Annotated in this window: 26 protein-coding genes; 15 read left to right on the forward strand and 11 right to left on the reverse strand. The window is 44.7% G+C overall.

The window, feature by feature from the left end; genetic code table 11:
- Positions 1-165: 165 nt before the first annotated feature.
- Genes PHI74_07505 through PHI74_07515 form a run of 3 tightly spaced genes read left to right on the forward strand, consistent with a single transcriptional unit; the run spans position 166 to position 2,566 of the window.
- Entirely contained in the window at positions 166-756 is a 591-nt protein-coding gene (locus PHI74_07505) for a magnesium transporter (GenBank protein ID MDD5485855.1), read from the forward strand.
- On the forward strand, positions 757-1,314 hold the full coding sequence (locus PHI74_07510; GenBank protein MDD5485856.1) for a magnesium transporter: 558 nt from the start codon (positions 757-759) through the stop codon (positions 1,312-1,314).
- A 40-nt stretch (positions 1,315-1,354) separates the two neighbouring features.
- On the forward strand, positions 1,355-2,566 hold the full coding sequence (locus PHI74_07515) for a TrkA C-terminal domain-containing protein (protein ID MDD5485857.1): 1,212 nt from the start codon (positions 1,355-1,357) through the stop codon (positions 2,564-2,566).
- On the opposite strand, the gene PHI74_07520 is transcribed toward PHI74_07515, so the two are convergent.
- From PHI74_07520 to PHI74_07550, 7 genes are all read right to left on the reverse strand, one after another.
- Positions 2,543-3,298, reverse strand: coding sequence for a sugar phosphate isomerase/epimerase (locus PHI74_07520; GenBank protein ID MDD5485858.1), 756 nt, complete (start codon positions 3,296-3,298; stop codon positions 2,543-2,545). The genes PHI74_07515 and PHI74_07520 overlap by 24 nt on opposite strands.
- A complete protein-coding gene (locus tag PHI74_07525; protein MDD5485859.1) occupies positions 3,295-4,206 on the reverse strand; it encodes an AAA family ATPase in 912 nt (303 codons plus the stop codon). Before PHI74_07525 ends, PHI74_07520 begins: the two co-directional genes overlap by 4 nt.
- 26 nt (positions 4,207-4,232) lie before the next feature.
- Complete coding sequence (locus PHI74_07530) at positions 4,233-4,958, reverse strand: anaerobic ribonucleoside-triphosphate reductase activating protein (protein MDD5485860.1); 726 nt, start codon at positions 4,956-4,958, stop codon at positions 4,233-4,235.
- Positions 4,959-5,114: 156 nt separating this feature from the next.
- Positions 5,115-6,659 (reverse strand): DUF790 family protein, encoded by a 1,545-nt coding sequence (locus PHI74_07535; GenBank protein ID MDD5485861.1) that lies wholly within the window; start codon positions 6,657-6,659, stop codon positions 5,115-5,117.
- Positions 6,646-8,001, reverse strand: coding sequence for a DEAD/DEAH box helicase family protein (locus PHI74_07540; protein MDD5485862.1), 1,356 nt, complete (start codon positions 7,999-8,001; stop codon positions 6,646-6,648). Before PHI74_07540 ends, PHI74_07535 begins: the two co-directional genes overlap by 14 nt.
- 181 nt (positions 8,002-8,182) lie before the next feature.
- Positions 8,183-10,522 (reverse strand): anaerobic ribonucleoside-triphosphate reductase, encoded by a 2,340-nt coding sequence (gene nrdD, locus PHI74_07545; protein ID MDD5485863.1) that lies wholly within the window; start codon positions 10,520-10,522, stop codon positions 8,183-8,185.
- Between the two features lie 33 nt (positions 10,523-10,555).
- Positions 10,556-10,813: a glutaredoxin domain-containing protein gene (locus PHI74_07550; GenBank protein MDD5485864.1), complete on the reverse strand. Its 258-nt coding sequence runs from the start codon at positions 10,811-10,813 to the stop codon at positions 10,556-10,558.
- Positions 10,814-10,973: 160 nt separating this feature from the next.
- On the opposite strand from PHI74_07550, the gene PHI74_07555 reads away from it, so the two are divergent.
- The 4 genes from PHI74_07555 to PHI74_07570 all read left to right on the forward strand — a co-directional run bounded on the left by PHI74_07555 (position 10,974) and on the right by PHI74_07570 (position 13,838).
- Complete coding sequence (locus PHI74_07555; GenBank protein ID MDD5485865.1) at positions 10,974-11,558, forward strand: hypothetical protein; 585 nt, start codon at positions 10,974-10,976, stop codon at positions 11,556-11,558.
- Positions 11,555-12,097, forward strand: coding sequence for an RNA 2',3'-cyclic phosphodiesterase (gene thpR, locus PHI74_07560; GenBank protein MDD5485866.1), 543 nt, complete (start codon positions 11,555-11,557; stop codon positions 12,095-12,097). The genes PHI74_07555 and thpR overlap by 4 nt, the downstream gene beginning before the upstream one ends.
- Positions 12,094-13,413 carry a CCA tRNA nucleotidyltransferase gene (gene cca, locus PHI74_07565; GenBank protein ID MDD5485867.1) on the forward strand — a complete coding sequence of 440 codons (1,320 nt, stop codon included), beginning with the start codon at positions 12,094-12,096 and terminating at the stop codon, positions 13,411-13,413. Before thpR ends, cca begins: the two co-directional genes overlap by 4 nt.
- 95 nt (positions 13,414-13,508) lie before the next feature.
- The gene (locus tag PHI74_07570; protein MDD5485868.1) at positions 13,509-13,838 is read left to right on the forward strand and encodes a hypothetical protein; all 330 of its coding nucleotides are present in this window, start codon (positions 13,509-13,511) and stop codon (positions 13,836-13,838) included.
- Between the two features lie 43 nt (positions 13,839-13,881).
- Here the strand turns inward: PHI74_07570 and PHI74_07575 are convergent, their stop codons facing one another.
- Together PHI74_07575 and PHI74_07580 are read right to left on the reverse strand one after the other, a co-directional pair.
- Positions 13,882-14,502 carry an SIMPL domain-containing protein gene (locus PHI74_07575; protein ID MDD5485869.1) on the reverse strand — a complete coding sequence of 207 codons (621 nt, stop codon included), beginning with the start codon at positions 14,500-14,502 and terminating at the stop codon, positions 13,882-13,884.
- Positions 14,503-14,769: 267 nt separating this feature from the next.
- Positions 14,770-15,813: a histone deacetylase gene (locus PHI74_07580; GenBank protein ID MDD5485870.1), complete on the reverse strand. Its 1,044-nt coding sequence runs from the start codon at positions 15,811-15,813 to the stop codon at positions 14,770-14,772.
- 57 nt (positions 15,814-15,870) lie between these two features.
- On the opposite strand from PHI74_07580, the gene PHI74_07585 reads away from it, so the two are divergent.
- Complete coding sequence (locus PHI74_07585) at positions 15,871-16,353, forward strand: adenosine-specific kinase (protein MDD5485871.1); 483 nt, start codon at positions 15,871-15,873, stop codon at positions 16,351-16,353.
- 187 nt (positions 16,354-16,540) lie between these two features.
- Here PHI74_07585 and PHI74_07590 read toward each other — a convergent pair whose 3' ends face one another.
- Positions 16,541-17,299 carry a sulfide-dependent adenosine diphosphate thiazole synthase gene (locus PHI74_07590; GenBank protein ID MDD5485872.1) on the reverse strand — a complete coding sequence of 253 codons (759 nt, stop codon included), beginning with the start codon at positions 17,297-17,299 and terminating at the stop codon, positions 16,541-16,543.
- A gap of 88 nt (positions 17,300-17,387) precedes the next feature.
- On the opposite strand from PHI74_07590, the gene thiI reads away from it, so the two are divergent.
- Together thiI and PHI74_07600 are read left to right on the forward strand one after the other, a co-directional pair.
- The gene (gene thiI / locus PHI74_07595) at positions 17,388-18,554 is read left to right on the forward strand and encodes a tRNA 4-thiouridine(8) synthase ThiI (protein ID MDD5485873.1); all 1,167 of its coding nucleotides are present in this window, start codon (positions 17,388-17,390) and stop codon (positions 18,552-18,554) included.
- A 4-nt stretch (positions 18,555-18,558) separates the two neighbouring features.
- Positions 18,559-19,014, forward strand: coding sequence for a small multi-drug export protein (locus tag PHI74_07600; protein ID MDD5485874.1), 456 nt, complete (start codon positions 18,559-18,561; stop codon positions 19,012-19,014).
- Here the strand turns inward: PHI74_07600 and PHI74_07605 are convergent.
- Positions 19,011-19,214: a histone family protein gene (locus PHI74_07605; GenBank protein MDD5485875.1), complete on the reverse strand. Its 204-nt coding sequence runs from the start codon at positions 19,212-19,214 to the stop codon at positions 19,011-19,013. The genes PHI74_07600 and PHI74_07605 overlap by 4 nt on opposite strands.
- Positions 19,215-19,442: 228 nt before the next feature.
- Here PHI74_07605 and PHI74_07610 point away from each other — a divergent pair, with 228 nt between their 5' ends.
- The 5 genes from PHI74_07610 to leuS all read left to right on the forward strand — a co-directional run bounded on the left by PHI74_07610 (position 19,443) and on the right by leuS (position 25,496).
- Complete coding sequence (locus tag PHI74_07610) at positions 19,443-20,174, forward strand: hypothetical protein (GenBank protein MDD5485876.1); 732 nt, start codon at positions 19,443-19,445, stop codon at positions 20,172-20,174.
- A gap of 101 nt (positions 20,175-20,275) precedes the next feature.
- Positions 20,276-21,451, forward strand: a complete 1,176-nt coding sequence (locus tag PHI74_07615) for a hypothetical protein (protein MDD5485877.1) — start codon at positions 20,276-20,278, stop codon at positions 21,449-21,451.
- A 143-nt stretch (positions 21,452-21,594) separates the two neighbouring features.
- Positions 21,595-22,086: a DNA-binding protein gene (locus tag PHI74_07620; GenBank protein MDD5485878.1), complete on the forward strand. Its 492-nt coding sequence runs from the start codon at positions 21,595-21,597 to the stop codon at positions 22,084-22,086.
- Complete coding sequence (locus PHI74_07625) at positions 22,083-22,676, forward strand: orotate phosphoribosyltransferase-like protein (GenBank protein ID MDD5485879.1); 594 nt, start codon at positions 22,083-22,085, stop codon at positions 22,674-22,676. The genes PHI74_07620 and PHI74_07625 overlap by 4 nt, the downstream gene beginning before the upstream one ends.
- An 18-nt stretch (positions 22,677-22,694) precedes the next feature.
- Positions 22,695-25,496, forward strand: a complete 2,802-nt coding sequence (gene leuS / locus PHI74_07630; protein MDD5485880.1) for a leucine--tRNA ligase — start codon at positions 22,695-22,697, stop codon at positions 25,494-25,496.
- Positions 25,497-26,206: the final 710 nt, after the last annotated feature.

Raw genomic sequence — 26,206 nt, forward strand, 5'->3', positions numbered from 1 at the left:
AAAGCCAGAAAGCATAGGAATCTGGTCAAGGAGATCAAGCTGGTGATATACAATACGATATCGATAGAGCAGTCAGGAGAGCATTTATGTTCATTCGGATAGAGGTTTTCTACAAGGCCGATTTTTCCAATCACTTAAATAGGAAATCTGCAATACGTATCGTAGATGCCAGAAGGTGATCAGTACCTCGAAAAGTATGCAAGCGTATCTTCGATCGTTAAGCAAACGCTCCCACTGCTCGTAATATGCGTTATATTGGGCTTGTTTGCAGGCGTCGTGCTGGGGGGCATGAAAGCCTCATTAGAAGCTCTTCCCGGTCTGCTAGTGCTGGTGCCAGCGATCTTGGATACCAGGGGCAATATATTTGGTGCTTTTGGCTCTAGGCTCGGATCCGCCCTACATCAGGGTTTGATCCTTCCAGAGCTGGAGAGGGATGACAATCTCATGCATAGCATAGCAGCTGCTCTAGGGGAGGGAGTGATAATCTCCATCGTGTTGGCAGTTATCGCCCATTATGTGATACTGGCGCTCGGAAGAGATAGCATTGGAATAATTCCGTTGACAGCAATATCCCTGATAGCGGGGGTGGTATCAGGAATCGTGCTGACCGGATTGATCATATTACTAGCCTTTGCTGGATACAACAAGGGGATAGATCCCGATAATATAACTGGACCGATAGCGACAACTGCTGGAGATGTACTCGCAATGCTTGCACTTTTTATGGCCGCAGAAATCGTTTTAGGGGCGATATAATTGCAAAATGAATATAATGTAAGAAGGATCATGAAGACGGCGCTTCCAATACTCACCTTTGCCTCTCTCCTCGGAATCGCATCTGGATTGGTCCTTGACACGTATGAGGACTTTTTGTTCATATCTCCTGGAATACTCATGCTAGTACCAGTCATGATAGGCATGGGTGGAAACTTAGGCTCTATTCTTGGCGCCAGAATCACGTCTGCCCTTCATCTCGGTATCGTCGAACTTAGACTCACAGATCATTTATTAAGGAGCAACGTTCTCGCCACTCTCATTGTGGGTGGGATCTCGTTTTTTGCGGTCGGAGTCTTCGGACAATTATTCTGCATTTTGTTTGATTTCAAGAGCCCTGGTCTTGTCAAAATGATTTTAATAGCCTCTATCTCTGGTTTTCTTCTCACCTTGATAATTGCCTTCACCACAATTCTGTTAGCTTTTATGTCCTATAGTTATGGTTTGGATCCAGATGACACTACGATACCCATGGTCACAAGTATCTGCGATGTGTTTGGCATTTTAGCGCTTTTTGGTGTGATGATGGTGGTGTTATAAGAAAAAGCATTTATCCCTTGTAGCAAATTAGTTGATTGTTATGACCGAGGAAATCGAATATCACCCGATGAATGTAAAGGACGTCCTCAAGGAGATGAAGGACACCTCTGAACTGATGGTCGACCTAGCATACTCGGCAGTGCTCTATGATGATGAGGATATTGCTGAGGAAGTGCTGCGTCTGGAGGAGAAGATGGATGTTTTGGGCTACCATGCTAGAATAGCTGCGATGTTAGGGGCTAGAGGGGTGGAGGAGGCAGAGATGCTCTCTGGAATATTGCAGATAGCATCCGCCGCAGAGAAAGTCTCGAATGCCGCTGGAGACATTGCCAAGATAGTGCTCAAAAAGTTGGGTTTGCCACCGGAACTTAAAGCAGCAATACCGGAGGCAGAGGAAACGGTCACTAGGGTTAGGACGAGCAGCAAGTCGCCACTTGCAGGAAAGACACTGGGCGAGTTGGAGCTGGAGACCGAAACTGGCATGCGAGTTATTGCAATGAGGCGTGACCTGGATTGGATATATGGTCCAGACAAGGAAACAATGGTGATGAGGGATGATATTTTATTTGCGAAAGGCCCGGACGAAGGCGTTGAGATCTTGTATGAGCTGGCGGTTGGAGACAAATATCAGCGCAAATCTCACGCCACCCAAGTATCAATAGAAGATCTGGATAAAGCCGTTGATATGATTATCGACATGAAAAACGTTTCTGAATTAGCAGTTGGGTTGGCATATTCCGCAGTTCTCTTTTATAACGAAGAGATAGCGCATGAAGTGGAAATACTAGAGGCAAAGATGGATGAGATGAAATATGGGCTTGAGCACTGGGTTTTAGTGTCTGCAAAGCACGTCACTGAAGTTGACCACCTAAGGGGTTTGCTCCATCTCGCCATATCTTCAGAGGTCATTTCCGATGCAGCCGACGAAATCGCAGATGTTGTTCTGAGGGACATCGAGTTGCACCCGGTTTTCATGCTCGCAGTTAGGGAGTCGGATGAAGTTATTACCAGGGTTACCGTGTCTGAACAGGCGGAAATCATTGGAAAGACATTGGGCGATCTGCGTCTAGAGACCGAGACAGGAATGTTCGTTATGGCGATTAGAAGGGCAGATAGATGGCTATATTCCCCAAAAGGCAAGACCATAATCGAAAGAGGGGATACACTGATCGCAAGGGGCACTAGGGGTGGGGAGGAATTACTTATGGGAATGTGCTCTGGTCCAGAGTCAGAGTCCTCTCAACCAATTTAAGCTTTCTTCCCCCTCTTGGACTGTTCTGGCTTCGATTACTACTCGATCTTCATAACTTTTGAGCCTTTTGAATACCTTATTCCAGTTCACACTGCCCTTTCCAAGCGAGATATGATCGTCCCTCTCCCCAAAATTATCATGCAGATGCATGTGCTTGAAGTCCAGTTCTAAAAAATTGTCCAACGTCTTTGTCAGATTGGCATGCCCTACATCCAGTGTCATGCCGACGTTCACTCTATCCACATTTTGGATCATTCCCTTTAGCTCTTCTGGAAACCTGCCGAGAAGGCGATATATATTTGGCATGTTTTCTACAGCTACTATGATTCCATACTCCCTTGCGATGTCGCACAATCTTTGGATTCCAAGTATGTTCTGTCCCCAAGCCTTGTCCGCTAGCTCCGCACCCAAAGGAGAGAGGTGTCCGGGGTGAACTACCACCAAGTCTGTAATCTCTCCCAGAAGATGTATTGCATTGCCCATTTGCTTAACGCTCTCATCCCATATGGGCTGGTTGACACTGGCAAGATTGAGGTCAGAGAATGGCAAATGAGCGGTAAAATCCAAACTGGTGCTTTTTAATACATCCTGGATTCTCTCGACCACATCCTTGGTCAAGCGCTGGGCGCCCTCACATACGATTTCCCATCCGCTGAATCCCATGTCCTCCAGAGAGTATGCCCATTCAAAAGGGTCATCGGTCATATATAAACATGAAAAACCCACTTTCATTTTTCGCTCCTATGTGTTAACCAGTCTATCAGTTTTTCCGCATCCTCGGTTTCTATCCTCACGTAAATGCCCCCTAGGGAGCCCTTTCCAAAGTTCACCTTGCCGATGTACGCAACTTGTTTGTTTAGAATGAATTCGATCTTATCCCCCACCCTGCTATTAAAAAGTTCCATTCTAGCCGTATCTCGAATCTTTTGCTTTTTGAGCAACTCTTGCAACCTTTGCAAGGAGGCTTTGCCTACTAACCTGTTCTCCCCATCTTTTTCCAACTGCAGCAATGCATCTGGGAATATATTTTTGATGGCAATCTCTACGTTTTCTAGGGGTTCAGTCGGATGTACCGTAGCGGAAACCGTGGCAATCGTATGGCCATAATCTTCTATAATGCCCCCTAGAATGGTTTTAACTCTTTGCTTGAACTCCTCCAATGTGTAATCATTCTCTATTGAAAAGTCTGCTATGTTCATGGCTTCTGGTAAGCCCCAGCTGTTCTCCCTTTCATCCTTCTGCAAGAAGGACTCCCTGCTTTCGATGTCATCCTCTCTTTTTCTGGCCATTGCCCATTCAAATCTTGCTTTTTGTGGCGCATGAATTGCAATCAAAGTGAATTGTACCCCAAAAGACTCCTTATACACTTTAACTTCAGCCACGCCCCTGATGCCATCGATCACGACTACCTTGCTGTCCGCATTTTTTACAGCATTTTTTATGTATGGGACACATCGAAGTGCTACTGCGCCCATGCCCCCTTTCTCACGAATATCATTTGCCACTTTCCCTATATTCTCTTCTGTAAGCTTCAGTCCCCTGGCTTTGACCTCTGCTCGAACGACATCTCCCATCTGGATCACCGGGATGCCCAGTGCTCTGGCAACGTTTGCTGCCTCAGTCTTTCCGGATGCAGGCATTCCCACAAAGCCAATTATCTTTATGTTTATGTGATGACCTCCTCTCCAAACTCCTTCGTCCTTATTCTCACATGACTTAAGAACTGTCTTGCAACCTTTGCCAGCTCCACAAGTTCGTCTCTGCTAGGCACCCCATACTGCTTTAATTCTTCGCTCGGTCCTTGCTCAGGTCTGCCTTGCTGAATCACGTAAGTAACGTCTGGAAGTCCCCCTGCAATGGCCTTAATATGCTCTTTCTCAAAAATGAGTCCTTTGAACACCGTTGTTCTCACTTCAAGACGATCCTTACAAATCTCCAATGATCTTTTCACCAATGAGACTGTTTTAGCACCATCCGCTCCAATCACTTTAGAATAGAGTTCAGGATCTGATAATGGCGCCTTTACGTCCAAGAAGACCTTGTCGACCAGATTTTTCTCGATCAACTCTTTCAACCGCTCTGGATAACATCCATTGGTCTCAATGCCTACCAAAAGTTTGCACCTTTTTGCAAAACCCGCCAGACTTTTGATCTGCTCGAATTGCATCATCGGCTCTCCACCAGAGAAGACCACTGCATTTACAAAATCCTTTGCCTTTTCGATCTCGGCTTCTATCTCCTTTATGTCTGCGAATTCATCCTCATCAAGAAGCTTGTAGTTTTGACAAAAGGGACATCTCAGTGGACATTTTCTGAAAAAGATCACTATGGCTGCTTTTCCATACCAGTCTATTGTTGATATCGGGATGATTCCGCCAAAATTTACTTCCAAGGGGTCACACTCTTTTCTTCTATTCTATGCTATATGGTTATCAAGGCTTTGAAGCCTTACTTACTCACATATTTCTTTTCTTTTTATTTTATATTATGGTTAGTGCCTTATGATGTAGTGGAAAATCTGTTTTTCTTATTTTTCTTTGTTTTATTTTTAATGTTCTTTATCCCTTCCCTCTTTCCTAACGATCATCGCATTCTCTGGATTTAGCCCTACCCATCTCACAGCATATCCCAGCAAATCCAGCATTTGGTCCACTCCTGTTATGCCCTTCCCCTCTAACAGCTCAGACGCCTCTATGCGCGTATTTTTCTCCTTCATTTCGTCCTTTAGTTTTTCGATCAAGCTTTTGCTGATTAGCTGATCTCCGACAAGCACATGCTCTTTTTTTGTCGCAGAAAAGACCCTTTTGATGGCCTCGAGGCTGACCTTTTGCTCAGATGCCACTTTGCTCAGTTCTATCACGTCTCCTGCCACCTCAAGATCGACTTTAGCCAGAGATTCAACTTCTCTTCTAACATCCTTCTCCTCGCGCTCTTTCAAATGATCCCATATTGGTTTCAATGGCACCTCTCTCTCATAGAATATCACCTTGCCCTTTATGTCTCTAAAACTAGAACTAGAACACGACAAGTTCTTGTCCACCGCTATTATCATGTTCTCCTCGCCAATCCTCTGTAGTTTAGCGATTTTTCTCCTCAGGTAATCCTCTGTCCAGAAACCAACGATCTCCAGATAGACCTTCATAGCCCCCTTTTCGAAGCTGAAATCTGGTATGAAAACACTTTGACCGGCAAGCAAGGGCTCGGGCTCTCTCCTTAAAATCCAGCCTGTGTCCAATGAATTGAAGCTTTGTGAGAATTTTAGCTCAACGGTGCTATCGAAACCCTCGCTTGAGTACCCGCTGGCTAGGATGCCACCATGCTTATCTCCATCCATCGTGAACTCCAGGATCTTCGGTGTGTTTTTATATCTCTGGACTATGCTGGCTTTTATCGCCCACTTCTCTGAGCCAATTATAACGGGAATAAGCTTCGCAAGGGCGGTTCCATAGCGTTCTGTAGTCTTTATCAAAGACATGGCCCCTTCGACGATGATGCAAAATCCCTCATCATACTTTTCAACCATGTACATCAATCCAAGGTGTTTGATGCTGCTGAAGACACTTTGGTAGTTACTTCCGATGTAGATCTCCATTCCCATGGCTTTAAACAACAAAGTCTGAGCTAGGGAGAGGTTATACGATCTTAACAGCTCCTCTGGGCTTAAGGTGTTAAATTCCTTGAGTATTAAGTTCGATTCGATGTCTGCCCATAGCGATTGTTCCAGATCGTCCACTGAAACACCCAATGAAGATGCAGCCTCTTTTAGCACTACCTCTCTCCTCTCATTTGAAGTCACTGCAGCGCCTTTAGCCTCTTCGAAAACAGCTCTTCTAGCGTTGACAGGGTCTACTGTGCATTGCACCTCAAAAATACATCTTCTTTCAAGTATAGCTCTGAGTCCTCTGATAAATCGATGATCATAACCCTCTTCTAACTCATCCAGTGGTAAATCGCCTTGCTTTCTTCCCGTAAATCTCTCAAATATATGGATGAGTTCTTCTGCTATTTTGAGATATTCTTCTTTCAAAGGTACAAATTTAGGGCTTATCTTGCCCTTGTAGATTTTCTTGACTAAAAGCTCAGATGGAAGCATTTGCACCCAGCCCTGTTCTCCTCTTCCTAGATGTCCCCACCTCACTCGTTTTTCGCGATACTACCTCATACATTATCGCACTCTTCCCCTCTTTTTTTCTAAGTATTCTGCCCAAACGTTGTATGAACTCTCTTGAACTACCACTTCCGCTTAGAACTATGGCCACGTTTGCCTCGGGAACGTCAATGCCCTCATCAAGAACCTTCGATGTGACTATCACCCTGTATTTTTCGCTTCTGAAGTTATCCAAAATCTCAGTTCTCTCATCTCTGGGCGTCTTATGAGTGATGGAGGGTATGAGAAACCTTTTCGAGATCTCTTGAACTAAGAGGTTGTGCTCTGTGAAAATCAATATTCTATCGCTATGGTGCTTTTCAAGTATCTCTCTCAGTTTGTCCAGCTTTGATCTTGAATTCAGGGCTATCATCCTGGCTCTATGTCTCGCCAACAAAGCCTCTCTTGCCTTGATATCTCTTCCTGTTCTCATGACGAAATACCGGAAATCCCTGGGAGTTCTCAAAACAATGTTGTGTGTGCGAAGATAGTTAGTATAGATATGATGTTGTTTTTCGTACTCTTCTACTTCTTCAGGTGTTAACTCAGTCTTAACCCTTTTTAGCGTGTAGTTGGAAAGGTGTTTTCCGGCAAGCTTTTCTACAGACATCTCAAAGACTTTCCCTCCAACTAATTTTGTCAGCTTTTCATGCAAACCATCCTCTCTCTCATAGGTTGCCGTCAGCCCCAGTCTATAAGGGGCAGCATACATCTCAGCTATTTGCATGTAGCCAGACGATGGGAGGTGATGAACCTCATCGAACACCATGAAATAGAACTTGTTGCCAAGCTCCTCTGCCCTTAGGTAGGCGGTATCATATGTGGCAACGGTGATTGGTCTTAGGATATGCTCTCCCCCGCCATAAACCCCAATTTCTATGTTAAACTCTTCAGACAGCTTGGTACGCCACTGATCGACTAAGTCCAGAGTGGGTACGACAACCAGCGTGGGCATGCTTAATCCTGCCATGGCTTCTATTGCGAGAACGGTTTTTCCTGCCCCGGTCGGCAGAACTATGACCCCATTTCTCCCGGCGTCAATCCATGTCTTGAGCGCATCCCTTTGGTAGTCTCTTAATTTTAGGTTGCTTGACAATGCGGGGCAAGGAATCAAATCCAAAACGTCATCTAAGAACTCAATGTCTGACCTCCTAAGATAATCGATAACGTTCCTGTAGTGCATGGCCAGTGCTCTGTATGTATTAGAACGAGAATCCCAGTATGAGTTTGGAATTCTCATGCCGCCTATGATTAATATGGTTCCTTTATCGTAATTTAGTTGAATCATATTCCCCACACACACTGCGCACACATCAAAAAATCACAAATTCATTTTTCGTGTTATTCCTTGGTTGAGAGTTTCCATTTACAGTATATTTTGTAAAAAAACGGATGTTTGGCGTCTGAATAATTCATTCTCAATTTCACAATCAATAAATAGTTCCCCCCTACCGGTCGGTCACATCACCTCAGCTCATCTCCGCGGCGCCATACCTTTTCCTATCCTTTAACTCCTGCTGTTTAGCAGCATTCCATCCGCTGACGGCTTGGAGGTAACCAGTTACCCTTGACAGATGCTCGACGTTCTTAGAAGAGCAATTGGGGCATTCATCGAGCAGCCCAGAAGCGACATGAAAATCATCCATACATACGGTCATGTCCTTCGTAAATGCAAAATAGCCTGCTTGCGTATTTTTAGCAATATTCATGGCAAGAGCTTTCAAACCTCTCGGGTCAGGAGCGGCCTCGCCCATGAATATATGAAGAATATTGCCCCCATCCACGATTGGGAAGAACGTATGCTCGATTTTTATCCTATCGATGAGAGAGATGCTCGCTCCTGGAAAAACATGGATCCCGTTGGTATAGTAGATTGGTAGGTCTCTCGTCTCTTTCGCCAGAGATTTTGCATTCTTCTGATCGCCTTTGACGACATTGGCCGCCAAAGGTGCGAACTCATCGTGCAGGATATCTGCTACTGCAAACTTTTGCGCACATGATTCTGCTGGCGTTCTTGCTAATACGATATTCATGTTGTGTTTTTGGCTCAGCTCCTTGGCATAGAGGTCCATTTCTGTCATCGCCCTGATGGCGAGTTTCTTCGCATCTGGGGATTCATGCAATTGCATGCCAAGATGGTGCTGAACCATCTCATTGATTCCAACAACGCCAATGATGTAAACCAGATCGGATATATAAGCGGCTATGTCTCCTTTTTCACCGGTAATGGGGTCCTTTGGCCTTTGTGTGACAAAAGGCATCCTGTTATTCCTGATGATGATGTCCATCCACCTTTTCTTTACCTTGAAAAGCTCTACAGAGACATCCATCAGCCGTTTCAGCTCCTTATACAAGCGCTTATCATCATGTTCTGCCCTAAAAGCGGCTCTAGGACAATTGACCGAAACGACCTGCCATCCGCCCATGGAGAAGTGCCTGCCGTTTTTGAAAAGAAGCTTACTCTCAAATTCCTCGTCATCTGGTGATGATGAAAATTGATAGGCGCAGCACTGATAACATGAAATACCCTTTCCTGCGCCCCTGTATTCCGGTAGCTGGTTGTCAAAGTAGGGGGTGCCAAATTTGGCTGCCAGCTCAAAAGCAAGATCATATAACTCATCATAGGTTGGTAGTTCTGGATGTGTTCTGTTAAACTCCTCGTCTTCAACCATGAAATCTGGCTCGATGGAGATCTCAGGCTTTGGGAAGTTGAACGGCTTGCCCCAGTAATCCCCTTGGAGCATGACATTCATCAAAGCTTTGAAAGCCATGCGCACTTCCCGTTCAAACTCGCCGTAGGTCCTCAGTGGGGCATGCTCCCCGTTCCATATTTTCCCTTTATATACCACGGGCTTGTCCCTCCATATCTTGGGAACTCCAGGCGTTAGCTGCACGCTGCTGAAAACCAGTTGCCCCCCCCTGGCCACCATCATCTGAGTCATTTCGTATACGAACATCTGCATAAGCTGCTCGATTTCATCATAGCTCAGCCCCTCAAAATAGGGCGCTATGAAGGTTAGGAAATTGTAGAACCCCTGACCTCCTGCAAAGTTCGTCTGCGCGCTGCCCAGCGCTTTGACGGCATGTAATACAGCTACCTCTGCCTTTTTCGCTGGACCTGCAACGCTTGCTTTCGTTCCTGAGCCATCTGGCATCAAACCATAATAAAAAAAGTATCGCAAATCCCAGTCTTGACAAAAGCTTCTCGTGCCCAGATACTCTAAATCATGAATATGGATGTCCCCCTTTATATGTGCGTCAGCTAACCGTGGTGGAAGTGATAAAAGATATTGCTCCTTGGATATCTTGTCGGCCTTCTTCTTATGAGAAGTCTCTGCATTATCCTGTAGGTTTGCATTCTCATTCGATTCAAAACCATCGCCCACGTCAATCATGTGCGCATCATATACAGGTGTACCTACGCGCGTGGAAATATTTCGCCACTCAATATGATGATCCTCCAGCAGTATGACGTTTACAATTTCCCTTACCAAGGGACCGGACAGAAATTCCACGCCCATGTATCTTATCCGTTTTTCTGCCTCCTTTGCAACTTTCGTAGCCGTCTCCTCGTCGATTGGAGGGATACCATAGAACTTCTCAGCAAGTTTGCTCTCCCTCAGCAGTTGCCTCACTATTGCTCCCCTGTCCCACTTTAGCATATGCCCATCGGATGTTCTTACACTGGGCATCACTTCTGCAGGAAAACCTTCCAGAGTGGTTTGTATCAATCTGCGTGTCTGATCACTACCTATCTTTATACTACCCATCTTACTGCTCATCTCTATGCCACTTATCTCTATGCTCATTTCTATCTATCCCCTCTCTATTTCAGTCTTATCTTACCTTAACATCTCTAAGACTTTCTCACGCCTTACACCATTTTCGTCAAACAAATCTTTTGATGTAATGAAAGAGTCATCTATCTGCAGCACCGGTGCACTTATGGTGAAGACCTCTCTCATCCTCAACTCTGTCAGTGCTTCAGGAGTGGCCATGTCCATCTCTTCGTATTCTATGCTATAGGATTTTAGCAGGCTCTTTAGCTGCTCACATCTTGGGCACGTCTTAGTGGTATAAACTTTCACTTCAGAAATCATTCAATTCAAAAATCATATAATTTCTCTATTTAAAATGCTTTTTCACATCACCTCTGGTAAAGATATACCATCATCTGGTAAAGAACTTTGAAAAGAGATTTATCACATCTGGTAACAAAGGGAAAAGTTTATTCACTTTTATTGAGAACCAAAATAGGGTATGAATTTGGAGCAAAAGTTGTGTGAGACTTTGACCGGCATGTTAAAAGAACAGCAGCTCTCGATCAGCGCCATATCCCGTCTGCTCAAAAAAGGTGGATGTGATCAGCACAGGTTGATTCTGACCGGCTATCTGAGAGCTCTGAGAGACATAGGTCACTTGATCGAGGAAGACGTGCCTCCATCCAAGGTTTACTCTTATAATAGCAAGCGCGATAGAGATATCTACTCCCTCGTTGGGGAGCGGATCGCTAGCGTAGACGCAAACAAACGCTTTGCTGTAGGGGTTTGTGTGCTTCAGCATCTTTTCAATAGGCCCTGCTTCAAGCAAGAGTTGAAGTTGATTGGGCTGACACCTACGAGCACAGAATGGACCCAAGAATCCAAGGACCCAAACGTGAGGAAATACAGGGAGCTGATGGATGGCCTCAACATTTTATCGGATGAACCCGCCTATGAGTTTGTTGACAAAAAGGATAATCCCATAACAGAGATCGGAGCAGAGGTCCTTGCAGGCATAATTCGAGAGATTATGGACCTCAGTGGTCTTTATTTAAGGTACCAACAGATGAAGTTGATAGTATGATCAGGACGTTTATTGCGGTAGATCTATCTAACGAGATTAAGGAAAGGATAAAGGACATCCATCAACAGTTTGTTGGTTATGCTGTAAGATCGGTCGATCCTGACTTGGCCCACATCACAATCAAGTTTTTGGGAGATATACCTGAGGACAAAGTCGGGCCGATCAAGGATGCGCTTGGTAGGATACATTGCTCTCCTTTTGACATCGACATCGAGGGCATAGGAGTCTTTCCTAACCTGGGTTATATCCGCATAATTTGGGTTAGCGCCAAAGGTGATTTTAAAGAGTTACATCAAGGGGTGGAGGCAGCGCTGAATCCCTTGGGGTTCCCTCCTGACAATAGGAAGTTTACGGCTCATGCAACGTTGGCCAGGGTAAAAAATATACCTAAAGAACAGAAAAAATCCTTGGCCAGCAAGATATCGCAACTGTCGGACGCCAAGCTTGGAAGGATGAAGGTCGATTGTATCAGGTTTAAGAAAAGCACGTTGACGCCAAAAGGCCCCATCTATGACACCTTGCACGAAGTGAGATTGTGATCGCTGACATCTGCGCTCAGGTTCTGGATAGAATTACACCTAGCGAGAGCGATGAAAAAGCCTTGGATGAGTTGACCGTTCGCATAATCGCTCATATCGATCGGGTTGCTGACGAACTTAATATAGATGCTCATGGGTTACTGGTCGGCTCAGTTGCGAGAGACACGTGGATAGTCGGGGAAAAAGATGTCGACATATTCATAACCTTTCCGGAGGAAATTTCGCGCGAGGATCTTGAGTCTATCGGACTTCAGATAGCCAAGAAAGTTGCGACTGACCATGAGGAGCGATATGCTGAGCACCCGTATATTCGCGCGTTATATGGCGGTTATAATGTCGACATAGTCCCCTGCTTCAGGGTCTCCGACCCTTCATCGATCAAGTCTGCCGTGGACCGGACGCCCTTTCATAACAAATACCTGCGAACAAGGATCAAGGGGCTTGAGGGTCAGGTGCGCCTGCTCAAACAGTTCATGAAAGGCGTTGGGGTCTATGGGTCTGAACTCCGCACAAAAGGTTTTTCCGGGTATCTATGCGAATTGCTGGTCCTGAAATATGGGTCTTTCCTGGGCGTGCTCGAAAGCGCAAGTGACTGGAAGAGAGGAGTTGTCATCGATTTGGAAGGTCACGGGACGCTCCGGCATGAGGATCCGCTAGTAATCATCGATCCTGTCGATCCTTCCAGGAACGTTGCTGCAGCGGTTTCACTGGACAATTTTTGCATGTTTATCGATGCATCTCGCGAGTTTCTCAAAGAGCCGAGCATCAATTTCTTTTTTCCCCCACCAATGGAGCCTATTACTGACGACGAGATCGCCAAAGAAATTCAGGCCAGGAAAACCGACTTGTTTGCCATCGTATTCCAGACGCCCAACGTTGTAGAGGACATCCTCTATCCGCAGTTATACAAGGCGGTTAAGTCGGTGGAAGAACTGCTCCATAGGAATGACTTCAGGGTGTTTAGAGGCGATATCTGGTCGGGCGCGCAGTCTGTTATCCTACTGGAGATGGAAGTGGCCAAGCTGCCGAACATTAAAAAGCACATTGGTCCGCCGGTTGAGTCCTCGGTCCACTCAGAGAAATTTAAAGCGAAGTATGCCAACCCATACATAAAAGATGGGAGATACGTCGCAGAAATCCCCAGGAAGTATACGAAGGCAAAGGATTTGCTGCTCTCCCAATTGAATACGTGCGGCTTGGGAAAGAATGTATCTGAGGCGATTGGAACTGGTTATAAAGTGCTAAAGAACAGGCAGATCGCCCAAATAGAGGATAGGGAATTCAGGATTTTTCTGAGGAAGTTTTTCAAAAGCTGAGGGGTTGGGATTGGTGGCAAACGAACTAACAAAAAAGAATGAGATTTGATTATAATTAGTAAGTTATTTATTAAAAGCATCTATAAACTACTAGCATGCAAACACCAGAAATTTTAATTGATGGTGCTTCATGGATTCTGACGATAATTATCGTGGCTCTTTTACCAAGTATATTCATAAAATATGATCCCTTTTCAGGAAGGTTTAAACTGTTTGGTAAGTACGCAAAAACGTTTTATGCATTTTTGCTATTCAGCTTAGATTTAATAATTTATGATTTGCACGGGCAGGCTTTAAGGGCGTTTTTTAAAGAACAATTAGGTCAGTATACTATTACCGAGTTCATTGGGGCTGTCTTTATCTTATTGGTAGTACTTTACTTCATTTTTAAAAAGAAATACATTAAAGGACCAAGGAGAAGATAACATAAACCATCCCCATTTTTCAGTTTCAGTATGAGACTAACAGCTATCCTATCTTGTAAGTGACCGAAATGCTCGCGCTAAGCTCCACCGTTCCGGGCTCTATGCTCGTTTTAGGGGCAGCAGCAGGGGCAGGAACAGGCATCTGCTCTGCCACACTCCTGTAAACAGGGCTGTAACCCACATATCCTTCCGATATCTGTACTATCTCGCCGAGCTTCACTCCGGCGCCAGCTGCCATTGATTTCGCCTTTGTACTTGCCGACTCTGCGGCGAACTTCAAAGCGCTTGCGCGCAGTTCAGCCTCCTTTTCATCGCTCAGGCCAAAAGATATGCCGCCGACATCATTGGCTCCGGCCCTTACAGCCACATCTATGTATTCTCCAACCGAGTCTATGCTGGTTGTCTTTATGGTGAGGCTGTGCGTTGCGGTGTAGCCCACAATCTCGTTGATGCCGCCGGAGTAGTTGTACATTGGGCGAACGCTGTAGCTTGATCTCACTATCTCCGACGTTTTCAGGCCCTCATTCAAGAGTGCTTTTTTAACGGAATCCATCTTCACCGCATTTTCATCTTGAGCATCAATTGCTGTTCTTGCTTGGGTCTCCACTTCAATGTTAAAGTTCGCTTCGTCTGGACTCGCGTAGAGTGTATACGATCCCGTCACAGTCAGGGTTTCCTGTGTTGATTGTGTTATGATCACGTCACCTATGTTTGTCGTTTTAATGCTAGCGCTGTAAACCGCTACTAGTGCGATTACCACAATCGCCGCCACCAGAATTGCGTTTAGATTAAGGTTTTCCTTCATTTTTCTCCCAAGAGATATGGCATTTATAGCTTAAATATCTTTTTTAGATTTTTAGGAATATCCCTGAAATATGTATACTTCTAAGAATTGCGCCAATCATACGTGACTTTCACGATTTTTGTCATATCATATATCCCAATATTCTGCCTGTACCCCTCTTACCTCTCGAACTCGGTTCCTAACTTGATCAGACAACTCATCTTTTGGTATCTGCTTAGGCTCGTTTATGTCCATATTTAGATCTCCTAAAGAGTTGAGAATCGATAAAACCGAATAGGGCAGTCCTGCCAAATCATATCCTCCCTCCAGCGCTGCAACGATTCGGCCCTTACATGCGTGGCTGGCTATCATTTTCACTATATTGGTGAGCAATCCAAACCCTTTTGCTGTCAGATTCATCCTTCCCAATGGGTCTGCAAAATGCGTATCCTCTCCCGCAGAAATCAGTACGAAATCCGGCTTGAATTCAGTTGAGATGGGTGCTAAGACCTCATTGAAAACATAGATATACCCTATGTCACCTGTCCCAGCTGGCAGCGGGACGTTCACCGTGAATCCTTCTCCGTCGCCAATGCCAACTTCTCCTATGGCCCCTGTTCCAGGATAAAGTGGGCTTTGATGGGTTGAGAAATACAATACCGAGGAATCATCGTAAAAGATGTTTTGCGTGCCGTTTCCATGATGCACATCCCAGTCTACGATGAGTACTTTGTCCAGGTGATGGCAAAGTTGAGCGTGGCGAGTTGCTATGGCGATGTTATTGAAAAGGCAAAATCCGCCTCCGAGATTTGAATCTGCATGGTGGCCTGGTGGTCTAACCAGTGCAAAAGCGTTATCCAAGCATTCAATGACCCTATCTACGGCGCTCAGGACCCCCCCAGCTGCGAGCAATGCAACATCATAAGATTCTGATGAAATCCTAGTGTCGAGGTCCAGCCTATCGATGCCTTTCTGGCATCTAGACTGCAACTCCTTGATATAAGATGTGCTATGCACATATTTGACCTGATCGATCGTGGCCTTTTGTGGAGGAATATCCGTCAATTTCTCCAGCGTCCCTGTCTCCTCAAGTAGCCTCATTATGGCGATTAACCTATTTTTGCTCTCAGGATGATCGCCAGTATCGTGCTTCAGATAGTCCTCATGATATACGATTCCAGTTTTGCTCATGCAAGGGCACCCAATACTATAATATAATACAGCTTAATTTAATACATAGAGATCAATATGGAGTTTAAGACCGTTAAGATAGTATTGCCAACCAATTCCAATCTGATTCTTGGGCAAACACACTTCATCAAGAGCGTGGAAGATCTGTATGAGGCCATCGTTAGTACTGTTCCAAATGCAAAGTTTGGTATCGCGTTTTGTGAGGCATCAGGTCCTTGCTTGGTGCGATGTGAGGGCAATGATGCTGAGTTGAAAAAAGCAGCTGCCGACGATGCGCTCAAGATCGGGTGTGGTCATAGTTTCTTAATATTCTTGCGTGATGCCTACCCCATCAATGTGCTGAATACCATCCAAAACGTCCCGGAGGTCTGTGGAATTTACTGTGCCACTGGAAACCCGATCGAAGTGTTGGTTGCAGAAACAGATGAGGGAAGAGGAATCATCGGCGTGATCGATGGATCGAAATCCAAGGGCATTGAAACGCCCAAAGATGTGAAAGAGCGAAAGGCGTTCCTGAGGAAAATCGGATATAAATTATAAATTACGGCTATTTCACGGCTAAGTATCACTAATTTGTCAATCCTATCCTAACTAATTAATCTAATCGGTCACCACAGCTATAGAAACGCCCATCGCTTGGAAATAATAGCAGCTACAGTGCAATATATGCTCTGTTATAGGGTAAATGAAATTTAAATATCCTCTTTTGATACTTTTCGTTCGTGACCTAAAGTTTGGATAGAGCTAGCTTGGAAGCTTTTTCGCCTGAGAGCATCATCCCTCCAAATATGGGGCCCATCCTCGGACCACCTGCTACTGCATTGGCTGCCATACCAACAGCAATCAAGCCGGGGTAAATCTCTTTGGTGTTCTCTAGGATGGAGCGTTCGCCGACATCCGCCCACATCGGTTTCTCCCCGACGACCTTTAGCAAATCCGGCATCTTCCGCTCGAAGTTGCGGCATATCTCGGCATCATGGCCAGTTCCGTCTATGATTACGTTAGAGCGAACGCACAGCGGATCCACATGTAATCTACCAAGTTCGACGGAACTCCAGTTTATGACTACCCCAGTTATTTTGCCCTCCCTGATCATGACGTCCTCCACACTTATCAGGTTGAATATTTCCGCGCCTGCTGCTATCGTCTCACTTGCCAGTTTCCCTACCACCTCTATAGAGTTTGCAAGAAGGTACCCTTCTTTATATCTCCTATACTTGATTCCAAAATCGTCTAAGATGTGTTTTGCCTCATCCTGTATCACAATGCGAGGGAACATCATCCCCCCACCCCACATTCCGCCGCCAACGCTCAACTTCCTCTCAAAAATTGCCACCTTCGCCCCCTCTTTGGCAATATAATAAGCAGCTACCATACCAGATGGTCCGGCACCTGCTATGGCGACATCTACCTCCGTATGCTCTAAAAAAACATTCATGAAGTCCTCAATGATTGCTTTGGTAATTACACTCTCATCAATTTTCATGCTATTCCCTCGATCATTAATTATTGGCTTTTTACCTTTCGGAAAAGATAAACGTTCTCAGGGTGATATGGTAGGGGTCGGGGGAAAAATGAAACTCAATTGTGATGCCATATTGGTCCGCTATGGGGAGATAGGGCTGAAAAGCGATCGCACTAGGGGACGACACGAGCGGATATTGGTCGATAATATCAAATCTGTGCTTGAATTTAATGGGAAGGAATATTCTCTTATTAAGAGAGACTGGGGGAGGATTTTCATTCATGCCTCGGATGAAAGCATCGCTGATTTGGTGGCTAATGTCTTTGGTGTGGTCTCGACCAGTCCTGTGATAACCACGGAATCCGATCTTCAAGCGATGGCACGAGTGGCGGCAGAGCTTGGCGAAGAAACTATTAGGGTGAACGAATCCTTTGCCATACGGCCCCACAAGGCGGGACTCCATGATTTCTCCACCAGAGATATCGGAGTTGCATGTGGGGACGCTGTATATGATAGGGTGCATACACTAAATCCTAGAATAGATCTCGGTGCGCCAAACAGGGAAATTTTTGTCGAAGCTAGGAAAGACAAGGCCTATGTCTATACCAAGGTCCTCAAGGGGGTTGGGGGTCTTCCTATTGGTACACAGGGCAAGATGGTCGCATTGATCTCTGGCGGCATCGACTCGCCGGTTGCTGCGTGGCTGATGATGAGGCGGGGCTGTGAGATCATACCCCTCTATTATGATAACGAGCCGTTCTCAGACGAAGTGATGCGGAAAAACGTATCTAAATGCATCGATATACTGCAACGTTGGGCGCCAAATTTTCCCATGCGGGTCTATGAGATTCCGCACGGAAGTAATCTGTTTGCCATTCGAGAGAATTGCGATAAGAAGTTGACATGCATACTGTGCAAAAGAATGATGTATAAGATTGCGGTGGAGATTGCGAAGAAAGAGGGAGCTCATGGCATCATCACAGGCTCTTCGCTTGGACAAGTTGCATCCCAGACCTCTGCGAACATGCTTGCTGAGCTTTGGGGCATAGATTTTCCGATCTATCATCCATTGATAGGAGCCGATAAATCCGAGATCACCGATCTGGCCAGAAGGATCGGGACGCTTGAAGCCTCCACCTCTGCCAAAAAAAGTTGCACCGCAGTTCCAAAATATCCAGCTACGCTTGCGAAGATCGATGATATGCTCCGTGAGGAAGGCAAGTTGGATATAGAAATGCTTATATCAGAGTCCTTAGACAAGGCAAAATGGAGATAGCTTAATGTCTCTCCCAGACTGGATTTCAGTGGTAGTGGTTGCAGCCATGCCCATATCAGAACTCAGGGGGGCAATTCCTGTGGCTATTATGCATGGTTTTGACCCTTTGACGGCATACATGCTCGCAGTAATTGGAAATCTTATACCGGTTGTTCCATTGCTATTATGGTTAGAGCCCGTTTCCAACTACCTTAGACGCTATAAGAGCTGGGACAAGTTCTTTAATTGGCTGTTCACGCGAACCCGTCGCAGGCACAGCGAGTACTTTGAAAAATACGGCACCATTGCACTATCACTGTTCGTCGCAATTCCTTTGCCTGTCACTGGGGCTTGGACTGGTTGTGCTGCCGCTTTTGTTTTTGGAATTAAATTCAGCCATGCGCTTCCTGCGATCCTTCTTGGTGTGCTGGTTGCAGGTATAATCGTAACTTTGACCAGTCTCGGTATATTGATTTTTTAAAGTCTATGGGCCGCTAGTTTGATGTCTACTGCTTTTACGGTCTTTCTGCCGGCATGTTTAGCTAATTTGATCGCTTCTGCCGATATATTGAGTCCATACTCTTCTAATACTTCCGCCAAAGCTTCACAGGCATCCTCGCTGACCCTGTTCGCTCCAGCGTTTCTTATTATCCTGCCTACAGGTGCGATTGGAATATCCACGTCTTTTCACCTCTCAATCGATTAGAATGGGGGTGGTATATAGTATAGTTTTCGTCTTTGCTCTGAATTTAACTAAATTGTCAAAAAATTGGGACTTGGGGGTAAGTAGTAGAGCTTTGGAAGAATGGAATAACGTAGGGGAAAAAGAGAAGAATAAATAAACTTTTTAGTGTTGTTGTGTTATATCTATAATATCTATACATAGCCTGCGCATCTAAGGTAAGAGAAATGAAAAATAAGAGATTAAAAGGTGTTCTTGTAGCTATGATCTTGGTTTTAGCTCTTAGCTCTCCGCAACTCTATCACGCCTGTCACACGGAATCAAACGAATTGGTTGAAGGTTTTATATGTTGTGCTAAGGCAGTCGATAGCCCTTCAGATAGCGCTAAGGCATATTCTCCAAATGATCCAAATGAAACAGAATGTGAAGACATAGCCTGGATCAACTCAGAAATAGAAGGTTTAGAAAAGAAACCTGAGCTGCAAATAGCAGAATGGGTAATAATTAGAAAAATAAAGGAAGTCGATATCTGGGTTTATGAGCTTACACCGGAGAACCAGCAATTAAATGGCACAAGGATTGGTGATTGGAAAGTCAATGTGTGGTTAAAACAAACAGAAGGCGGAGAGGCAACTGATGAAGAGCTAGCTTGGATCAGGGAGCAAATAGAGAGGTGGAAAGAGAATCCTGAGATGAAAATTGGCGGGGTTTCGCTCGATCGCTCAGCACGGAAAACGGTCACGCTCTGGGTCTATGAGCGAACGCCAGAGAACCAGCAGTTACACAAAACGATGATCGATGGATGGAAGATCATTGTGGCTGAAAGTTTCGAACCATCAATATATGATACTTTTCATGATATTCTTACGAATACACCGATATTATGGATTCTGGCAGGGTGCGTGTTTATATCGTTGTTGACAGTTTTCGTAAAATACCGTGGAAGGCAAAGGGAATAGGAGTATGACAAGCTAGGAGTATGACAAGCCAAATTTATACAATATTTTATTGATAGACTGCGATAAGTCAAAAAGCTGAAATGAGGTGGACTGCTTAAGAAATGAAAAAGAGAGAACAAATACATGGGCATGGTTTAGTAGTGAGTTTAGCTTTAGTGGTTGCCCTTATAGGAACAGCGGGCTACATCGTTTTTCTATCGGACGAGGTCTTAAAATCGACTCCAAGTGAAGTAGAGCCACAACCACCTATACCTGCTATACCTCCTTATCCGGATGTGCAAGCACTAACAGAAGAGGAAAAAGCAAAGGCAATTGAATTGGCTATAAACGACCCGGAAGGAAAGAAATGGCTAGGTGAGGGGTACGAGGTTTACGAAGTGACTCCTCTAGAAGACGAAAGCAGTCGTATGTGTATGGTTTATATTCTCACGGAAGAGAAGAAACTACCGTGGGTTCTTGGGATTACCATTGGCGTGCCTGTGGATTTGATTCAGGGGGAAGCACAAGGAGGCTGCATTAATTACGATCTGAAATTGGCTTCTCTGACAGAGAAACAGAAGGATGAAGTATTAAAAATAGCTTTGGCCGATCCCGAAGTTTTGGAAATGATAGGGAACAAAGAATACAAGATACAGAATATAGAGGTTGACTACTGGGAAAGCAGCTTAGGGGGAAAATGTTATTTCCACGCATATCCGACAGTTAGCATAGCTGTAAATCTCGATCCAAATCTCTCAGGGATTTTTGCAACTATATACGTGGATTTAGAGAGTTCAGAGGTTATTAGGATCTTCACCTACCCTCGAAAGTCGCTACCACCAAGCGATTGGCAATCTACGAAGATAGAGCCTACCAAAGAAGTACCTATGATGGCGGATATACCTCATTTAACACCACAACCCGGTGAATACTTCACTTACCGGGGAAACAAATCCAAAATACTTTTGAACGATTCTCGTTTAAAATATTGTTCTCTGGAATTAAATGATATTTGCTCCCTTAATGCAGCTAACGTAGGGGATCTTGGTATTGTAATCACTGGAACTATTAAAAATGAGTATGATAGGGATTATTACATATGCATGGCTGCGCATGCTTTTAATTCGGAAGGGGAGCAGATTGGGGGTAGTATTGATCCAGGTCCTGTATGTGGCATTATTGCTCCTTATGTTAAGAGCGGACAAACCGAGGATTTCGAATTGCACTTGAAGTATAGGGAAGATATTGAGCGTATTGAGCTTTTTGTCGGCTGTGTGAGTGAAATACCCCCACCATAGGGCGGAAATTGGTCATTTTAAAAGAAAGAAAGGGATATAATAAATTATGATGATCGGAGCGCCCATGGGTCAAAACAGACTTTAGATGCAAAGCCCTTTACTAGGTTAAATTTATTTATGAACGCACCTTGAAAAGTGAAATGATGCCCAAATTAATATTGGATGCCATGGTGTTCATCTACGGATTTTGTTTGGATGGAGAATTGGTGACGGTGCCAGATGTAATGACTGAATTAAAGGATGAAAAATCCATCCTGCTCTTCGAGATGGCTCAGGATGCAGGCATGAGGGTTGAGCAGGCGGAAAAACATTACATCAGTTTGGTTGAGAGAGAGGCAAAGAGGACTGGAGATTTCGATTCGTTATCTAAAACCGATGTCAGTTTACTGGCAAAAGCTCTCCAGTACATGGACGATGGAGTGTATCTTGTCTCTGATGACTACGAAATTCAAAATATGGCCTCCAGACTCGGAGTCAAGATAAAACCGATAATCCAAAAAGGAATCCGAGATGTTTTAATATGGGAAAAACATTGTATTGGATGTAATAGGTATTTTCCGAGTGGTAGCACATGTCCGGTGTGTGGCTCAAGATTGAAAAAAAGGGTAAAAAAGGAGAGGAGTGGATTTAGATGAATATTGACGAACTGGTAAAAAAGGCGATGGAGCTAAGGAATAAGGGGCTGAGACCAGGAGAAATTGCCGATGAGCTTAATGTATCAAGCGAAACCGTCACATGGTTACTCACTCGCCCTACTAAAGAAGCTCCCAAGGACATATTCGTGGATTGGAGTAAAATCGGATCAAGCTCACAAAGAATGAGTTACATTGCATCTGCGCTTACCGATATGGTCTTGGAATCTTTGGATAATGGCCTAGATATAGACGTCGTAGTTGGAGTTGCACTAAGCGGAATACCCTTTGCAAGTTTGGTTGCGGATGAGCTTGGAGTTGAATTAGCAGTTTTCCTTCCTAGCAAACACCGGGCTGAGCGGGAAGGTGTAAAGGGCACGTTCAGCCATAACTTCGCCCAAGTTAAAGGCAGAAAGTGCATCATCATCGACGATGTGATCACCACAGGGTCCACGATGAAAGAAACTGTTGAGGTGTTGGAGGAGCTGGGCTCGAAGCCTCTTGCCATGTCAGTTATGATCGACAAGAAAGGATTGGACTCAATAGCTGGGGTCCCCCTATATTCGTTGATCAAGATGAACAGAGTGGAATAAATAAAATATTTTTTTTTTATGAATCGCCAATCTTTTGCGAATCGCCATATAGAGGAGAAATGGCAGAGCTGTTGGGCGAAATCAAGGGTATTTGAAGCGGAGATAGATGCTTCCAAAAAGAAATTTTTTGTAAACTTCCCTTATCCATATATGAATGGCTACTTTCACCTGGGGCACACGTTTTCCTTGATGAGGGTGGAAGTATTTGCACGATACAAGCGCATGCAGGGCTATAATGTGTTGTTCCCCTTCGCTTTTCATTGCACCGGCACGCCCATAATAGCTGCTGCGCAGAGAATAGCAGAGAACGAGAAAGCTCAGATAGATATACTGAAACAAATGGGCATTGCTGCTGAGGAGATCCCCAATTTTTCAGACCCGATATACTGGACCTCTTTCTTTCCCAAAGAAACGATGCAAGATCTTAAAAATCTGGGCGCCAGCATAGACTGGCGTAGGAGCTTCATCACGACTTCACTGAATCCTCATTATGATGCTTTCATCAAATGGCAGTTTAGAAAATTAAAAGAGTGTGGCTACGTCGCAAAAGGAGAACATCCGGTTGTTTGGTGTGGAAAATGCTCCTCTCCTGTGGGGGACCATGCGCGTCTGGAAGGAGAAGGCACTACCCCGGAGGAGACATACCTGATCAAGTTCGATTTTAATGGTAAGGTGTTGCCAACTGCGACTTATCGACCCGAAACCTCTTTTGGCGTCACCAATCTCTGGATCAATCCAGATGCAGACTATGTTGAGGCAGGCGTGGATAACGAACGTTGGATCATATCTGAGGATATGGTCGAGAAGCTGCGAGCGCAAAAACACGTTGTGGAAATATTCAGGCACTTAAAAGGCGAGAGTATGGTGGGAGAACGTTGCACTAACAAGGTAACCGGAGGACAAGTGCCAATTCTTCCTGCGACTTTCGTCAAATCCGATACAGGAACCGGTATAGTGATGTCAGTCCCCTCTCATGCTCCCTATGACTACGCTGCACTGAAGGATGTACAGAAAAATCCCTGTGGGGTAGCCAGTGCTCTGGTAGAGGGCATAGGGCCCATTTCGTTGATCAAAGTTCCTGGTTACGGAGCGCATCCTGCGATAGGGATAGTTAAAAAAATGGAGATAGCGTGTCAAGAGGACCCGAGACTAGAGGAGGCGACAAAGGAAATTTATAAGAAGGAATTCCATACCGGCATATTAAACGAGAATACCGGAAAGTATGCGGGTTTGAAGGTTTTTGAGGCAAAAGAAAAAATTGTCAGCGATTTTATTGGAGAGAACAAAGCCGCGTTATTTTATGAGTTATCCGAAGAGGTCATTTGCAGGTGCTTAACCAAATGCATCGTGAAAATCGTCTCTGACCAATGGTTTTTGAGATACTCGGATGAAAACTGGAAAAAAAGGACACATGAAGCCCTGGACAATATGATTCTCTATCCCGACAAGGTTCGGAGGCAATTCGACTATGTCATCGACTGGTTGAAAGACTGGGCGTGCACAAGGGAGTTTGGGCTGGGAACGACGCTTCCATGGGATGAGAAATGGGTGATAGAATCCCTATCTGACTCGACGATATACATGGCCTATTATACTATCCCCCATTATCTGGAAGATGGAAGATATGGCATTGGGGCGACAGATTCATTTTTCGATTACGTCTTCCTGGGCGTTGGAGACGATGAGAAGGCAGCAAGAGACGCCCAAATATCTGTTGAACTACTGAGGAAAATGAGGGCTGAGTTCGAATATTGGTATCCTTTCGATTTCAGAAATTCCGGTAAAGACCTTGTGCAGAATCATCTCGCTTTCTGCCTGTTTAACCACGTAGCACTATTCTCAAAGGCATATTGGCCGCTTGGAATAGGCGTCAATGGATTCATTCAGATCGATGGATCCAAGATGAGCAAATCAAAGGGCAATTTTTACACTTTGCGCCAGATTCTTGACACGTATGGTGCAGACGTCACCAGATTGACCCTGATGTATGGTGGTGAAGGACTTGATGATCCCAACTGGGACACCGAGTTCGCAAAATCCATAGGCTCTAAGCTCGAGCAGTGGCATGACTTTGCCCTTGAAAATTATGGTAAAGGTAAAACTGGCATAAAATACATCGACCGATGGTTCAGCTCCGTCACAAACAGGGCGATAAAAGCCACCCTGGAAATGATGGATACCACGGAGTTCAGAACAGCTCTTCAGAGAGGTTATTTTGACCTTCAGAGATATTTGAGATGGTACCTAAGGAGGGCTGGGCAAAACAGGGAATTGATGGATTGGTTTATCCTAACCCAGACCAAGATTCTCGCTCCTTTCGTACCGCATATATGTGAGGAGATATGGGAAAAATTGGGCAAAGAGGGCTTCATCTCTCTTGCAGGATATCCAACCTATGACGAAGATAAAATCGACGATGAAATTGAGAGGGGTGAGGAGTTCATCAAAGGCATCATAGATGATATTAAAGAGATTCTTAGCATAGCTAAAATAAGGGGTGGCACCATTGCATATATATACACTGCAGAGGATTGGAAGTGGAGGGTATTGGACCTTATTGGAGATAAGAGCCTCGGCGATGCCCCGAAAGAAGTTATGCGAGAGGAGAACCTGAGAAAAAGGGGTAAGGAAGTCTCAGAGTTCATTAAGAGGATGTTTTCAGAGAGGGTTCCGAGAATGAATGAAGGGGATATATTGCGAGATGCAAAGGATTTCATCGAAGGAGAGGTCGGCTTAACAGTCAAGATAGATGCGGATTACGATCCCCAGAACAAAAGGAGACTCTCAATTCCTGGAAGACCTTCTATATACATTGCTTGAGTAAATGCGAAAGGCAAGTTATCCAAAGAAAAGCCAATCCTGCAGAATCAAGCAAAGAATTCCGGAAATACGGATAAACTTATGGAACATATGGGTGGTGAGGCAAACTACTTACTTGCTGGAGTACGAGCTGAATTGCGCATTGAACCAAGATACTTTTTTAGCTTAAAATATTGTAAAAATCGTGTACCTGTGTTCTACACATATATATCAAAAAGAGGATTGTTCGTTATGCTCAATTATCCTTTTATCCTTGATGGTAACCCGATATGTCTGAATTGATTATCTGTTTCTTATATCACAAATATTTATGACATACATTTATGACCTACTCAATTTGATATTCTGAATTCGATATTCGATGACACTATGGCTTTAAAAGCTTCAAATGACCGCAAAGCATTTAAATAGGATGTACATCAAATATACTCTAAAGTTGGGGGGAGTATGTCACCAGAAGGCTAAAGTCTATGACTACCAAAATATATTTATGACCAAAGTCTTATAAAGGTGGACATTATATCACTTCAACAAAAGAAAATAAAAAAGGGAGGTTAAAGAGATAATGAAGAATAAAATTACTGCCACGCTTTTAGTGGCGCTAATGGTCCTATCGATGTTCGCCGCGTTTGTGACGCCGGCTGGGGCAGCAGTGACTACCAATCCGGCTAATATAGCCTACGTTGGAGAGGATGTAACCATTTCTGTAA

The sequence above is a fragment of the Methanocellales archaeon genome, from assembly GCA_028715985.1.
Taxonomy (GTDB): domain Archaea; phylum Halobacteriota; class UBA148; order UBA148; family UBA148; genus UBA148.